We start from the raw sequence: 15590 nt of genomic DNA on the forward strand, positions 1-15590 counted from the left end.
TCGTCACTTCACCCCGGCGGCGTCCATCCCCCGCAGCTCCTTCTTCAGGTCGGAGACCTCGTCCCGGATCCGGGCCGCCAGCTCGAACTGCAGCTCGCGGGCGGCAGCCAGCATCTGGTCGTTGAGCTCCTGGATGAGCTGGGCGAGGTCGGCGCGGGCCATCCCCTCCCGCGAGGTGGTAGTGGCGGCGCCCCGGCTCCGGCTGCGGGTCTCCTTGACCGGCGCCTTGCCCCGGGAGAGCTGACGCACCGCGCCGCCGACGTGGGAGTTTTCGGTGTCCTCCGCCTCGCGGTAGATGTCGTCAAGGATGTCGTGGATCTTCTTACGCAACGGCTCCGGGCTGATCCCGTGCGCCTCGTTGTGCGCGATCTGCTTGGCCCGGCGCCGATCGGTCTCGTCGATCGCCGCCGCCATCGACGGCGTGATCTTGTCGGCGTACATGTGCACCTGGCCGGAGACGTTACGGGCGGCTCGCCCGATGGTCTGGATCAACGACCGGCCGCTGCGCAGGAAGCCCTCCTTGTCGGCGTCGAGGATCGCCACAAGCGACACCTCGGGCAGGTCCAGACCCTCGCGGAGCAGGTTGATGCCGACGAGCACGTCGTACTCGCCCTGGCGCAGCTCGCGCAGCAACTCCACCCGGCGCAGCGTGTCGACCTCGGAGTGCAGGTAACGCACCCGGACGCCGTTCTCCAGGAGGTAGTCCGACAGGTCCTCGGCCATCTTCTTGGTCAGGGTGGTGACCAGGACCCGCTCGTCCTTGTCGGTCCGCAGCTTGATCTCGTGCATCAGGTCGTCGATCTGGCCCTTGGTCGGCTTGATCACGACCTCCGGGTCGACCAGGCCGGTGGGCCGGATGACCTGCTCGACGAACTCGCCCTGGGCCTGCTCCATCTCCCACGTGCCCGGCGTCGCGGACAGGAAGACCATCTGACCGACCCGCTCCAGGAACTCGTCGAAGCGCAGCGGCCGGTTGTCGGCCGCGCTGGGCAGCCGGAAGCCGTGGTCGATGAGCATCCGCTTGCGGGACGCGTCGCCCTCGTACATGCTGCCGATCTGCGGGATGGTCACATGCGACTCGTCGACGACGGTGAGGAAGTCGTCGGGGAAGTAGTCGAGCAGGGCGTGTGGCGGGCTGCCGGGCAGCCGCCCGTCCATGTGCATCGAGTAGTTCTCGATGCCGGAGCAGAAGCCCACCTGGCGCATCATCTCGATGTCGTAGGTGGTGCGCATCCGCAGCCGCTGCGCCTCCAGCAGCTTGCCCTGCCGCTCCAGCTCGGCGAGCCGCTCGGCCAACTCCACCTCGATGTCCCGGATCGCCCGTTCCATCCGCTCCGGACCGGCCGCGTAGTGCGTGGCCGGGAAGATCACCAGCTGGTCGACCTCGCGGACCACGTCACCTGTCAACGGGTTGAGGTAGTAGAGCTTCTCCACCTCGTCACCGAACAACTCGATCCGGATCGCCAGCTCCTCGTACGCCGGGATGATCTCCAGCGTGTCGCCGCGGACCCGGAAGGTGCCGCGCTGGAAGGCCATGTCGTTGCGGGTGTACTGGATGTCGACAAGCCGGCGCAGCAGTTGGTCGCGGTCGAGCTCGTGCCCGACCTGCACCTTCACCGCCCGGTTGAGGTACTCCTCCGGAGTGCCCAGGCCGTAGATCGCCGAGACGGTCGCCACCACGATCACGTCGCGGCGGGTCAGCAGCGACATCGTCGCCGAGTGCCGCAGCCGCTCCACCTCCTCGTTGATCGAGGAGTCCTTCTCGATGTAGGTGTCGGTCTGCGGGATATACGCCTCGGGCTGGTAATAGTCGTAGTACGAGACGAAGTATTCGACGGCGTTGTGCGGCAGCAGCTCGCTGAACTCCTTGGCCAGCTGCGCGCAGAGCGTCTTGTTCGGGGCGAGCACCAGGGTCGGGCGCTGCAACCGCTCGATCAGCCACGCCGTGGTGGCGCTCTTGCCCGTGCCGGTCGCGCCGAGCAGAACTGTGTTGCGGTCGCCGCGTCGGACCCGACGCTCAAGTTCGTCAATGGCCGCCGGTTGGTCGCCGGCCGGCTGGAAGTCACTGACGACCTGGAAGCGGCTGTCGAGCCGGGGAATGTCGAGCGCCATGCCGTCAACGGTACGCCGGAGGTCCGACAGGAACGGCCGTCACGCCAGGTACGTGATCGGCTTCAATATTCCCATTGTGTGGCCCATGTCACCGGGACTACCCTCTCCATGTAGGCCGCTCGCGGCGGCCGACCGGGCCGGTGGCCAGGCCGTCATCACGGCCGGCCGCCCCCGGCACTGCGGTCGCAGCACCCGGCTCGTCCGGCGTGCGCACCCGTGTGGTCGCGCTCGAGGCGCAGACCGGCCGCCGCGAGCGCCCCTGCTCGTCACCCCGGCGCCGCTCCGCCCGTTTCCCAACCGTGGACACCTCTGCGACCCCGCCACCCGACCCCGCCCCCACCGCCGCCGCCACGCCCCGCCCAGACGGCACCGGCCGGCGGAACACGTCCACGACGGGCCAGCCCAGCGCGCCGGCCGCCGGACTCGGCACCGGACGGCACCGCACCGACTCGGCCGCCGAGACGACCGGCAGCGCCGGTCCGCGACCGGCCAGCCGACGACGACGTACCGTGCTGATGCTGCTCGGCCTGACCGCTGTGACGTCCGCGACGGCGTTGGTGCTCGGGTTGTTGAGCTGGGCACCGGACCCACCCGCGCCCGCCCGGCCGCTGACCTCCGCCGAAGGCGAGCGGCTGGCCGCCTTGCGGGTCACCAACCTGCGGGATCTGCGCGCCGGGGTCCGCGTCAGCACCGGCGTCGACGCGGCCCGGATCGAGCTGGTGGGCTGGGTGGACTGGTCGCGCTCCCTGCTCTACCTGGACGTGGGCGGGCCCGGCGCGGGTGCCGAACGCGGGCTGTTGCAGCGGGCCGGGTCGGTGCTGGTGATCCGGCCCGACCCGGCGGCGGTGCCCGTCCCGGCCGCACCTCCGCTGGTGCCCCCGACCGATCGGTGGCGGCTGCACCACCTGAGGCCGGGGAGCAGCCTGGCGCCGGTGCTCGACCTGCTGCTCGGCCTCGCGGCGGACCGCCCGGACGCGGCCCCGGCGGTGCCGGCTGGCGCCGCACGCTGGATAGCCCGGGAGAGCATGGCGGGCGGCCCGGTGGACGTTCTCCAGGCGCCGCTGGTCGCCGGGACGCCAGCCGCTGGCGGCACCACCGCAGGCAGCGCCGCCGCGGGCAGCCCCACCGCGAGCAGCGCCGCCGCGCAGGTTCCGGGTGTCGGGTCGACGGGCAGCGAGCCGGCGGGGCAGACCCGGTACTGGCTCGACCAGGACGCTCGGCTGCACAAGCTCGTCACCCGATTGCCCGGCGTCGGCCCGGTCACGGTGACGCTGCACCGGGCGGACCGGCCGACCCTGCAGCCGGTGGACGCCCTCGGCGGCCGGCCAGGTCTGCCCCGCGCACTCAACGACGCCGAACAGCGCCGGTTGGATCGGCTGCCGGCCCGGCTCCGCGCCCAGGGCGGTGCGGCGGTCACGCTCACCGCGCCGACGGGCACCGAGACGAACCTGCGGGGCACCGGCTGGTTGAGCTGGACGGCGCGCACCGGGTACCTCGCGGTCGCCGACCTGGGCGTACCGGATCGTCGGACTCTGCTGCGATGCGACCCCGCCGGTCTGGCCCGGGTGGACCTGCCAGCGGCGGCGGCTGGTGGCGGCACGGCAGAGGCGCCGGGCCGGCCACCCCTGCCGCCCCCGGCCGGAGCGTGGCGGGTCTCCCGGTCCGTCCGCGACGACCTGGGCCGGCTCGTCGACGCCGCGGTGGCCGCCGGGTCGGTCGGGCCAGCCGGTGCGGCCCTGCGGGTACGCGAGGACGTCGCCGCCGGACGGACGGTGGACGTCATCGAGGTGGGCCCGGCCGCCGCGCGGCTGCGTTACTGGATCGACAGTGACGGGTCGCTACGGCGGCTGGAGCTGCACACCAGCGGCAACGCGTGGGCACAACTGGAGCTCCAGCCCGCCGCGGTGCCCCGACTGGCCCCGGTGCCCCGGCCGGCGGTGAAACCTCTGCCCTCCCCCGCTCGGACCGGGGCCCGCTGAAGCGGTGCGCTCAGGGCCGCCAGCCGGTCTGCGCGGCCCACTGCTCGGCCCGCAGGTACTCCTCGTCGAACCACGGGTCCCGGGCCGTGCCGGAGTCGCCGGCGGCGGGGGCCGCGTCCACCAGGTCCCGCTTGAGTTGCAGGTACGCGGCCCGCTGATCCGGGTCGGCACGCAGGTGATCGCGCATCAGCAACGCGTACCGCCAGCCTGGCGACCCGGCCAGTCGCACGTGCAGGCGAACCGGACGAGCCGGGTCGGCGCTGCCGTGCAACCGCTTCTCCCACCGACCGCTGCCAGCCGGGCGCGGATCGTCCCACCACTGCCCCGGCATCCGCGGGAACCCGGCGTTCGCCAGCCGGTCGGCGAGCGGCCCGTCGGCCTCGGCGAGGCTCGACACGGCCACCTGGACGTCGATGACGTTCTGGGCGGCCACGCCGGGCACGGCGGTCGAGCCGATGTGGTCGATCCGTAGCGCGTCCGCGCCCAGGGTGTGCCGAATCCGGGCGGCCAGCCGCGCGTACTGCTCGGGCCAGCTCGCGTCGGTCGCCGCCGGGTCGGTCCCGCCCGGCGGGACCACCCGCCGCTGACGCAGGTTGTCCTCGTAGGGCCGCAGCCGATGCCGCCAGAGCGCGTCGACGGCCTCGTGCAACGCCGCCAGGCTCCCGTCGTTGCGGAGCACCACGTCGGCGGCCGCCCGGCGACGGGCGTCGTCGGTCTGGGCGGCGATCCGCCGCTCGGCCTCCGCGCGATCCATCCCCCGGTCGCGCACCAGCCGTTCCAGTCGGGTCGGCACGGCCGTCTGCACCACGACCACCAGGTGGTACGTGGGCGCGAGACCTACCTCCACCAGCAGCGGTACGTCGTTGACGACGATCGCGTCGGGGGGTGCGGCGGCGACCAACTCCGCGGTGCGAGCCCGGACCCGAGGATGGGTGATCGACTCCAACCGGCGGCGGGCGCTCTCGTCGGCGAACACCACAGCGCCCAGGGCGGCACGGTCCAGCGCGCCATCGGCGTCAAGCACCGCGCCGGAGAAGGCGGCGACGATCTCGGCCAGCCCGTCGCTGCCCGGTGCGACGACCTCCCGGGCCACCCGGTCGGCGTCGATGAGCACCGCTCCCCGCTCGACGAGCCGCGCCGCCACCGCACTCTTGCCCGACCCGATCCCACCGGTCAACCCCACCCTCAGCACGCGACCAGTCAACCGGATCACCAGCCCTGCCGCCAAACCCGCCACGACCATGCTCCGCCGAAGCCCCCGCCCCCACCCCGCCAGCCCCCACCCCGCCAGCCCCCACCCCGCCAGCGCGCCAGCGCGGCAAGATCGTGCTCGATCCTGGTTCTAGTGGTGTAGCAACCGCCCAAGGCCACTACTTCCAGGAACGAGCACGATCTTGCGGGGCCACCAACCGCAGCGAGCTCGCGGCGGCGACCGCAGCGGAGCGCTCGGCGGCGACCACTGCGGAGTGCGCGGCACCGACCACGGCGAGCGCGAGCGGCCGTCCGGGTACGGCGAAGGCCCCGCCCCCAACGATCCGGAGATCGCGGGGACGGGGCCCGTCGTCGTTCAGTCGTTCAGCGGGTCACTTGCCGCCGGCGAGCTTCTCCCGCAGTGCGGCGAGCGCCTCGTCGGTGGCCAGGGTGCCGGCCGGCTCCTCGGCCTGCCGGCTCGGGGCCGGGCTGGACGAGGAGGTGGTGCCACCGCCGCCACCGGCAGCGGCCGGGACGACCGGAGTCGGGTTGGCGGCAGCCTCGGCGTCGGCGGCCCGAGAGGTCTGCACCTGCTTGGTGTGGGCCTCCCAACGCAGACGAGCCTCGGCGTACTGGTTCTCCCAGGTCTCGCGCTGCTTGTCGTACCCCTCGAGCCACTCGCCCGTCTCCGGGTCGAAGCCCTCCGGGTAGATGTAGTTGCCCTCGGTGTCGTACGTCGCGGCCATGCCGTAGAGGGTCGGGTCGAAGTGCTCCTCGCCCTCGACGAAGCCCTCGTTGGCCTGCTTGAGCGACAGCGAGATCCGGCGGCGCTCCAGGTCGATGTCGATGACCTTGACCATGACCTCGGAGCCGACCTGGACGACCTGCTCCGGGATCTCCACGTGGCGCTCGGCCAGCTCGGAGATGTGGACCAGGCCCTCGATGCCGTCGTCCACCCGGACGAAGGCGCCGAACGGCACCAGCTTGGTGACCTTACCCGGCACGATCTGCTGGATCGCGTGGGTGCGGGCGAACTGCCGCCACGGGTCCTCCTGGGTCGCCTTCAGCGACAGCGAGACGCGCTCGCGGTCCAGGTCGACGTCCAGGACCTCGACCTCGACCTCCTGGCCCACCTCGACAACCTCAGACGGGTGGTCGATGTGCTTCCAGGACAGTTCGGAGACGTGCACCAGACCGTCGACGCCGCCAAGGTCGACGAAGGCGCCGAAGTTGACGATCGAGGACACGACGCCCTTGCGGACCTGGCCCTTCTGCAGCTTGTTGAGGAACTCGGTGCGCACCTCGGACTGCGTCTGCTCCAGCCAGGCCCGGCGGGACAGAACCACGTTGTTGCGGTTCTTGTCCAGCTCGATGATCTTGGCCTCGAGCTCCCGCCCGACGTACGGCTGCAGGTCGCGCACCCGACGCATCTCGACCAGGGACGCGGGCAGGAAGCCGCGCAGCCCGATGTCGAGGATGAGGCCGCCCTTGACCACCTCGATGACCGAACCGCGGACGACGCCGTCCTCGTCCTTGATCTTCTCGATCGTGCCCCAGGCCCGCTCGTACTGCGCCCGCTTCTTGGAGAGGATCAGACGACCCTCCTTGTCCTCCTTCTGGAGGACCAGGGCCTCGATGTGGTCACCAACCGTCACAACCTCGGCGGGGTCCACGTCGTGCTTGATCGACAACTCCCGAGAGGGGATGACACCCTCGGTCTTGTAGCCGATGTCGAGCAGGACCTCGTCCCGATCGACCTTGACGACGGTGCCTTCGACAATGTCGCCGTCGTTGAAGTACTTGATGGTCTCGTCGATCGCGGCGAGGAATGCCTCCTCGGAACCGAGATCGTCGTGGGTGACCCGGGTGGCGCTCGAGGGGGCCTCGATGCTGCTCGTCATGTGGGCGGTTGCTCCGGTCGGTGGGTTGTCACGGCAGGCTGGTGTCGCAGTGACCTGTTCGCGCCAGCGGATCCGTCGCCGGGCACACCGAACGATCGCCTAGTGAGATCATGATGTGGCTCCGTCGACCGCGCACCTGCTCCCTGCCGAGGCAACGCGATCCGCGAGCGCATCGTCTAGCCTACCGTGCGCATTACCACAGGGTGCAAGCCCTCCCGGCTTCTCTGCGTGCGGTGACCTGCGAAAGACGAACAATCGCCCGGAAAATGCCCCTGCTGTCTCGTGCGTCACAGCAGTCCCACGCGCCGCCCTGCCCGATCCACTCAGCCTTGCGTGATCCACTCGGTTTCCTGCAACCCGGGGTCCCGCTGGCCGGACACCCCCGGTTCCACCACAGCCGAGTCGATCACGCCGTACACCGGGGTGGGTGATTCGCCCGGACCGCGGGCACGCCGCCGCGCCCAATCGGGTGGGTGGGGCCTAGCGTGAGCGCCGTGGATGACGACAGCCGGGTCACCCGGCGCCGGGTGGGTGACGCCGAGGTCCGGCGGGCCAACCGCGGCTGGTGGGACACCGACGCCGACGACTACCAGGCCGAGCACGGCGCGTTCCTCGGCGACGTGGACTTCGTCTGGTGTCCGGAAGGGCTCCGCGAGGCCGACGCCGGCCTGCTCGGTGAGCTGTCCGGGCGACGCGTGCTGGAGGTCGGCTGCGGTGCGGCGGCGGCCGCCCGCTGGCTCGCCACCCAGGGTGCCCGGCCGGTCGCCTTCGACCTGTCCGCCGGCATGTTGCGGCACGCCGCCAAGGCCGCCGACGACACCGGGGTACGCGTACCGCTGGTGCAGGCCGACGCGCTCGCCCTGCCGTTCGCCGACCGGTCGTTCGACATCGCCTGCACCGCGTTCGGCGCGATTCCGTTCGTTGACGACTCGGCGGCCCTGCACGCCGAGGTGCACCGGGTGCTGCGCCCCGGTGGACGGTGGGTGTTCTCGGTGACCCACCCGATGCGCTGGATCTTCCTCGACGATCCCGGCGAGGGCGGGCTGACCGCCGTGCACTCGTACTTCGACCGTTCTCCCTACGTCGAGCAGGACGAGACCGGCGTGGCCAGCTACGTCGAGCAGCACCGCACGCTCGGCGACCGGATCCGGGAGCTGGTCGGCGCCGGCTTCCGGCTGGTGGACCTGGTGGAGCCGGAGTGGCCGGCGGGGCACGAGGGGATCTGGGGGCAGTGGAGCCCGCTGCGCGGACGGCTCTTCCCCGGTACGGCCATCTTCGTCACCGAGAAGCCCGCCGACTGAGCGCGTCGCACTCGTGGTCCGACCTGCGAGCCATCGATCGCCGGTAGGCTCGACTCCATGAGCGCCGAGCCCATCCCGACATCACCTGGCCCCTGGTGTCCGGATCCGATGCGGCAGCAGCGTGCCGACTACACGCTGGAGGACCTGCTCACCCTGCCGGACGACGCCCCCCGCGTCGAACTCGTCGACGGAGTTGTCCAGGTGACACCCTCCCCCACCCTGGGCCATCAGGACATCTGCAGCCTGCTCTGGCTATGGCTTCGCTCCCACGCCCCAGCGGACCTTCGTGCCGCACAGGCAGTGGGGGTCGGGCTCAGTCGGAACACCAGCCGTCAGCCGGACGTGCTGCTCTGCCGTGCCGAGGTGCCGTCCAACCGGTCCACTCTGCGGCCGACGGACGTCGTACTCGCGGTGGAGATCGTTTCGCCGGGCACACGACGGATCGACCGGTTCGCGAAGCCCGGGGAGTACGCCGCCGCCGGCATCCCGTTCTACTGGCGGATCGAGCAGGACCCGGTGCACGTCTACGCGTACCGGATCGGCGACCGGGTGGGGCCGGGCGGTGAGCGGCAGTACGAGCTGATCGCCGACGGTGCTGACGTGATCGAGCTGACCGAGCCGTTCGACATGAAGCTGCCGATCGCCGAGATCACGCCGTAGCCGTCTCGCGCCGCAGCCGTTTCGCGCCGCAGCCGTTTCACGCCGCTGCAGTTTCGCCCCACCGGCGACGGGTAGCCGAGGGTATGGCCGAACAGAGATTCCCCAAGGGCGACGTGGCCCTGCACCCCGAGGCGTTGCGCCATGAGCAGGGCTGACGATCAGGGCCGGGACACCTATCGGGAGTTCACCGAGGCGGTGAACATGAAGCCCGGTGAGCTGTCGTCCTGGCTGGAGACCGACGAGTCGAAGCGGGTCGGCTGGCACAAGGGCGGCCGTTCCGGTGGCGGCGAGTCCGTCGGGCACGAGTCCGGCCGAAAGATCATCAACCTGCTGCGTCGCAAACGCGGCGACCTGTCCGAGGGCGACTACAAGCACATGCGCAAGGTGGTCGGCTACGTACGGCGGCACATGGCGCAGCGCCCCTCCGGCAGTGTCCGCGACACCAAGTGGCGCTGGTCCCTGATGAACTGGGGCCACGACCCGATGAAGTGACCCACCACCGAGCGACTCCAGATCAAACCCTCAGGGCGACGGGCGCGACCAACACGACCTCGTCAGGGGTTCCGGGGCAGTCCGACCCACGCAGGGATCACGCCTGACCGCGCGGAGTGGGGCGGGCTGCCCCGGAACCCCCACACCGCAACCACCACAAGATCAGTGATCGGCGCTGTTCCAGTCGCGGCCCTCGCCCACCGACACCTCCAACGGCACCGACAGCGGGTACGCCCCGCCCATCTCGTGCCGGACCAACGCCTCCAGCGCCTCCCGCTCACCGGGGGCGACCTCGAAGACCAACTCGTCGTGCACCTGCAACAGCATCCGCGAGCGCAGCCCGGCCGCGCCGAGCGCGGTGTCGACGTGCAGCATCGCCACCTTGATGATGTCGGCCGCGGAGCCCTGGATCGGGGCGTTGAGCGCCATCCGCTCGGCGATGTCACGGCGCTGCCGGTTGTCGCTGACCAGGTCGGGCAGGTAGCGGCGGCGGCCCAGGATGGTGGAGGTGTAGCCGTCCTGGCGGGCCCGGGCGACCACCTGGTGCAGGTAGTCGCGCACCCCGCCGAAACCGGCGAAGTAGTTTTCCATCAGCCCACGGGCCTCTTCGGTGTTGATCCCGAGCTGCTGGGACAGACCGAACGCGCTCAACCCGTACGCCAGGCCGTAGTTCATCGCCTTGATCTTGCGGCGCTGGTCGGGGGTGACCTCGTCGAGCGGCACCCCGAAGACCGACGAGGCGGTGGCGGCGTGGAAGTCGGCGCCGGAGTTGAACGCCTCGATCAGCGCGTCGTCCGAGGACAGGTGCGCCATGATGCGCATCTCGATCTGGCTGTAGTCGGCGGTGAGCAGGCACTCGTAGCCCTCCCCCACGACGAAGGCCCGCCGGATCCGCCGGCCCTCCTCGGTGCGGATCGGGATGTTCTGCAGATTGGGCTCGGTGGAGGAGAGCCGTCCGGTGGCCGCCACCGTCTGGTTGAAGGTGGTGTGGATCCGACCGTCGTCGGAGACCGACTTGAGCAGCCCGTCGACTGTCGACTTGAGCTTGGCCACGTCGCGGTGGCGCAGCAGGTGGGCCAGCACCGGGTGCGGCTGCTGCGCGTAGAGCCACTGCAGGGCGTCGGCGTCGGTGGTGTAACCGGTCTTGATCTTCTTGGTCTTCGGCAGGCCCAGCTCGGTGAAGAGGATCTCCTGCAACTGCTTGGGTGAGCCGAGGTTGAACTCCCGGCCCACCGCCTCGTACGCGCCCTGCGCGGCGGCCTTCACCTCGGCGGCGAAGTGCGCCTCCAGCTCGGACAGGTAGTCCGTGTCGGCGGCGATGCCGGTGCTCTCCATGCCGGCGAGGACCCGCATCAGCGGCAGCTCCACCCCGGCCATCAGCCGGGCGGACTGCTCGCCGTCGCGGGACAACTCGGCGTCGATCGCGTCGGCCAGGTCGAGGGTGGCCCGGGCCTGGAGCATCAGGTTCTGCTCGGCCACGCCTTCGTCGCCGAGCCCGTCGAGGGTGAGCTGACCGGACTCCGGGACGTCCACCCGCAGCTCCCGGTGCAGGTAGCGCAGCGCCAGGTCGGTGAGGTCGTAGGAGCGCTGGTCGGGGCGGGCCAGGTACGCGGCGATCTGGGTGTCGCGGACGATGCCGGCGAGCTGCCAGCCGTGCGCGGCGCAGGCCAGCACTGCCGGCTTGCTGTCGTGCAGCACCTTGGGCCGCTGCTCGTCGGCCAGCCAGGCGGCCAGCGCGCCCTCGTCGGTCGGGTCGAGCCGGGCCGGGTCGACCCAGGCCGCCGCGCCGCCGGCGGTGGCCAGCGCCAGGCCGGTGATCGAGGCGGTGTGCCGACGGTTGACGCCGGTGTCGAGCTTGACCGCCAACCCGACAGGCGTGCCGGTCGGCGCGTGCGTGCTCAGCCAGGCGGCCAGCGCCCCGGACTCGGTGAGCACCTCGCCGGCAAGGTCGAACCCGGACTCGGCCTCCGGCTCGACAGCCTCCAGGTACTGGTAGAGACGGTCGCGCAGGATGCGGAACTCGAGGGTGTCGAAGACCTGGTGCACGGCCTCCCGGTCCCACCCGGTCCAGCGGGTGTCCTCCGGGCGCAGCGGCAGCTCCAGGTCGGCGACGAGCCTGTTGATCTCGTAGTTGCGGATCACGTCGGCGAGCCGCTCGCGCAGGCTGTCGCCGGCCTTGCCCTTGATCTCGTCGGCGCGGGCGATCACGCCCTCCACCCCGCCGTACGTGGTGATCCACTTGGCGGCGGTCTTCGGGCCGACGCCGGGGATGCCGGGCAGGTTGTCGCTTGTCTCGCCGACGAGCGCGGCCAGGTCCCGGTACTGCTGCGGGCTGACGCCGTACTTCGCCTCGATCGCGGCCGGGTCCATCCGGGCCAGGTCGGAGACGCCCTTGCGCGGGTAGAGGACGGTGATCTGGTCGTCGACCAACTGGAACGCATCCCGGTCGCCGCTGCTGATCAGCACCGTCATGCCCTGGTCCCGGGCCTGGCAGGCGAGCGTGGCGATGACGTCGTCGGCCTCGAAGCCCTCCTTCTCGACCACCGGGATCTGGAGTGCGGCGAGCACCTCCTTGACCAGGCTCACCTGGCCCTTGAAGTCGGTAGGGGTCTCACTGCGGCCGGCCTTGTACTCCGCGTACCTGTCGGTGCGGAAGGAGCGGCGGGAGACGTCGAAGGCCACCACGATGTGGGTGGGCTGCTCGTCGCGCAGCACGTTGATCAACATCGAGGTGAAGCCGTACACCGCGTTTGTCGGCTGGCCCGTCGTGGTGGAGAAGTTTTCCACAGGCAGGGCGAAGAACGCCCGGTATGCCATGGAATGTCCGTCGACGAGGAGCAGGCGCGGTGTCGTAGCTGTCACGGCAGCGACTCTAGTCCGTCGTACCGACACCTTCCGGGCTCGGCATGCGGTGACGTCGGGAAGTGCTCCGCACCGGCACCCGCGTCGCGCGGCTACGCAGAGCGTTGTCCGTGCAACGACGACCCGGCGAGCCGCGCCCGCATCTCGTCAGCCTTGGGATGGCCGAGCTCGGCCAGGATGGCAAGCGATAGACGCCAGTCTTCGCGGCTGGCCTCCGGGTCACCGTCGGCGTGGTGGGTGTCACCCAGCCGGGCCAGGGACAACGCCTCCGCGAAACGGTCCCCAACCGCCCGGAACAGCGTGACAGCATGCCGGAAACAGTGCGCGGCGGAGCGGTGCCGGCCGCGGCGGTAGTTGGCGTAGCCGATGCTGTCCCAACTGTCCGCCGCTCCACGCCGGTCGTCCAAACGCTGGTGCAGCCGCAACGCCCGCGCCGAGTAGGTCACCGCCTGGGCATGATCACCGAGCAGGGCCCGGCACCAACCGACCGCGTTGAGCGCGTTGGCCTGGCCCGGGCGGTAGCCAGCCCCCTCATACAGCGCCAGCGCACGCTCGGCGTGCTTCAGCGCCGCCGCGTAGCGAAGCCGGCGCTCACAGGAGTCGGCGAGGCTCATCTCCGTGTTGGCCAGGCCGACGTCGTCGCCCAGGGCCGCGTAGAGGAGCACCGCCTGCCGCAGCTCACGACTCGCGTCGGCGTGCCGGCCCAGCCGAGAGTAGGCCCGGGCCAGGCCACGATGGGTGCGGGCCCGCACCGACTCGTCCCCCAGCCGGCCCGCTGCCGCCAGGGCGATCCGTTGCACCGTGGCCTGATCGTGCCACTGCGCCCGATGGTCGAGAAAGGTCGTGAGGCTCCACGCCAGCTCGCACGTCAACCGGTGGAAGCCGCTCGCCGCGGCCTGGTTGATCACCGCGAGCAGCACCTCGCACTCGGCGGCGAACCAGTCGAACGCCGTGTCGGTTTCGCTCGGCGGCTCGGCCCCGAGACCGACCGGTGACGCGCCGGCCCGGACCACGCCGGGCTCCCCCGGCGCCGGTCGACCCGGCGGGCGGTACGGCGAGATCAGTTGGTCGGCGACCGTCGCCCAGGCCAGGTAATGCGCGGTGAACCGGTGTACGGCGTCCTGCCGTACCGACTCCGGGTCGACGGCCCGGGCGAGATCGGCGGCATAGACCCGCAGCAGGCCGTGGCAGGCGTAGCGGCCGGGCCGGTGTTCGACAAGGAGGTGAGCCCGGGTCAGTTGCTCGAGCGGGCGCCGCACCTCCTCGACTGTCGTACCCGCGAGGGCCGCGGCGGCAGCTACCGAGATGTCCGGACCGGGATGCAGGCCGAGCAGCCGGAACAGCGCTGAGGCGTCGGCGGGGAGGGCGCGGTAGGACCAGGAGAAGACGGCCCGGATGTCGAAGGACTCGTCCTCGTCGGCGAACGCGGTGAGGTCACTGGCACCGGCGCGCAGCTGGCTGGCCAGGGCCGCCAGCGGCAGCTGGGGCTGGGCGGTGGCGCGGGCGGCCACAATGGCGAGTGCCAGCGGCAGTCGGGCGCAGGCCGCCACGAGCTGGTCGACCGCTTCGGGGGCCGCTGCCACCCGTGGCGAGTCGAACCGGCTGGTCAGCAACTGCCGCGCCTCCACCTCGGTCATCAGGCCCAGACTGAGCGGTCGGGCCCCGGTGACCACGAGACCACGCTGGTCGACGCGGCTGGTGACGACCGCGAAACAACCGGCGGAGCTGGGCAGCAGCGGGCGGACCTGGTCGGCGCACCGCGCGTTGTCGAGCAGGACCAGCACCCGCCGGCCGACGAGCAGACTGCGGTAGAGGCCGACCTGGGCGGTCAGCCCGGCCGGCATCCGCTCCGTGGCGACCCCGAGGGCGGTGAGGAAACCGCGCATCACCTCGTCGACCCGGACCGGACCGGTCCCCGCATCGAATCCCCGGAGGTCGGCGTAGAGCTGGCCGTCGGGAAACCACTCGGCGGCCCGGTGCGACCAGTGCACCGCAAGCGTGGTCTTGCCGACCCCGGCCGTACCGGTCACCACCGCAAGCGGCGAACGGCAGCTGGCCCCACCCGTCGCCACGTCGTCGAGCCACCGCAGTTGCTCGGTACGACCGACGAACGCAACCGCGTCGGGCGGAAGCTGGGCCGGCACGATCGGCTGTTCGACGGCCGATGAGCCAGCCAGGCCGATCGCCTGTTCGACGGCCGAGGAGCCAGCCAGGCCGATCGGCTGCTCGACGGCCGAGGAGCCGGCCAGGGTCACCGAAGGGGCAGCTGGTCGGCTGACGGCGGGCGTGCTCCGATCGGGTTCGAGCAACTCCCGATGCGCGTCGGTGAGCAGGGCGCCGGGGTCGACTCCCAGCTCGGCCACGAGACGCCTGCGGGTCGATTCGAAGACGGCGAATGCCTCCGCCCGCCGGCCGAGGGCCAGGTAGCACCGCATCAGGTCCGCCTGCGCCGGCTCGTCGAGGGGCCTGGCGCGGGCCTCCGCGCGTACCAGTGCGAGCACCTCCGCTGCCCGGCCCATGCGGATCGCCGCATCCACCCGCCAAGAGATCACCAACTGCGACTCCGTGGTCATCGCAGCGGTACGGGGGTGCCCGGCGAGCATCGGAACGTCGGCGAGGGGCGTCTGCCAGAGGTTCAACGCCCATCCGGTCAGCTCCCAGACCCGCGCCTGGTCGTCGGCGGCGTGTGCGGTACGGGCCTCGTCCACCAGCCGACGGAACCGGTACAGGTCAACCGCGACCGGATCGACCGCCAGCCGGTATCCGGTGCCGACCGAGGGCAGCACCCGGCTGGGTTTTCGCGCCGTCCGGCCGGGCTCCAACACCCGACGCAGATGCTTCACGTGGGTCTGCAGCACGTTCGTGACGCGCCTCGGCGGCTCTGTCGGCCAGAGCGCGTCCACCAGTTCGTCGCGCCCGACCGGCTGGCCCGCGGCCAACGTCAGCAGCGCCAGCACCGCCCGCCGCTGCGGCGGGCCCGCCGGCAGCTCGGCCACGCCCCGCCACAGGCGGACCGGGCCCAACATGTCTATCCGCAGATCCCCTGTCCCATATTCCGGCTCCACGCCACCCCCCGTGGCCAAGATCGCTTT

Annotated in this window: 8 protein-coding genes and 1 pseudogene; 4 read left to right on the top strand and 5 right to left on the bottom strand. The window is 71.4% G+C overall.

Annotation, left to right across the window (positions count from 1 at the left end; translation table 11 throughout):
- Positions 1-3: 3 nt before the first annotated feature.
- The gene (uvrB, locus tag AB0B86_RS30970; protein ID WP_357410818.1) at positions 4-2112 is read right to left on the bottom strand and encodes an excinuclease ABC subunit UvrB; all 2109 of its coding nucleotides are present in this window, start codon (positions 2110-2112) and stop codon (positions 4-6) included.
- A gap of 299 nt (positions 2113-2411) precedes the next feature.
- On the opposite strand from uvrB, the gene AB0B86_RS30975 reads away from it, so the two are divergent.
- Complete coding sequence (locus AB0B86_RS30975) at positions 2412-4091, top strand: hypothetical protein (RefSeq protein WP_357420306.1); 1680 nt, start codon at positions 2412-2414, stop codon at positions 4089-4091.
- 10 nt (positions 4092-4101) lie between these two features.
- Here AB0B86_RS30975 and coaE read toward each other — a convergent pair whose 3' ends face one another.
- Both coaE and rpsA read right to left on the bottom strand, forming a co-directional pair.
- Positions 4102-5283 (bottom strand): dephospho-CoA kinase, encoded by a 1182-nt coding sequence (gene coaE / locus AB0B86_RS30980; RefSeq protein ID WP_357410814.1) that lies wholly within the window; start codon positions 5281-5283, stop codon positions 4102-4104.
- A gap of 391 nt (positions 5284-5674) precedes the next feature.
- Positions 5675-7183 carry a 30S ribosomal protein S1 gene (gene rpsA / locus AB0B86_RS30985; RefSeq protein WP_030337999.1) on the bottom strand — a complete coding sequence of 503 codons (1509 nt, stop codon included), beginning with the start codon at positions 7181-7183 and terminating at the stop codon, positions 5675-5677.
- Positions 7184-7677: 494 nt separating this feature from the next.
- Here rpsA and AB0B86_RS30990 point away from each other — a divergent pair, with 494 nt between their 5' ends.
- The 3 genes and pseudogenes from AB0B86_RS30990 to AB0B86_RS31000 form a co-directional block, all read left to right on the top strand.
- Positions 7678-8484, top strand: a complete 807-nt coding sequence (locus AB0B86_RS30990; protein ID WP_357410812.1) for a class I SAM-dependent methyltransferase — start codon at positions 7678-7680, stop codon at positions 8482-8484.
- Positions 8485-8541: 57 nt separating this feature from the next.
- A complete protein-coding gene (locus AB0B86_RS30995; RefSeq protein ID WP_357420307.1) occupies positions 8542-9144 on the top strand; it encodes a Uma2 family endonuclease in 603 nt (200 codons plus the stop codon).
- Between the two features lie 141 nt (positions 9145-9285).
- Positions 9286-9627: pseudogene (locus tag AB0B86_RS31000) on the top strand (DUF3140 domain-containing protein); the annotation flags it as partial.
- Positions 9628-9798: 171 nt separating this feature from the next.
- Here the strand turns inward: AB0B86_RS31000 and polA are convergent.
- Positions 9799-12498, bottom strand: a complete 2700-nt coding sequence (polA, locus tag AB0B86_RS31005; RefSeq protein ID WP_357410808.1) for a DNA polymerase I — start codon at positions 12496-12498, stop codon at positions 9799-9801.
- A 92-nt stretch (positions 12499-12590) separates the two neighbouring features.
- On the bottom strand, positions 12591-15524 hold the full coding sequence (locus AB0B86_RS31010) for a BTAD domain-containing putative transcriptional regulator (RefSeq protein ID WP_357420308.1): 2934 nt from the start codon (positions 15522-15524) through the stop codon (positions 12591-12593).
- Positions 15525-15590: the final 66 nt, after the last annotated feature.

This window comes from Micromonospora sp. NPDC049047 (assembly GCF_040649135.1).
Taxonomy (GTDB): Bacteria; Actinomycetota; Actinomycetes; order Mycobacteriales; family Micromonosporaceae; genus Micromonospora.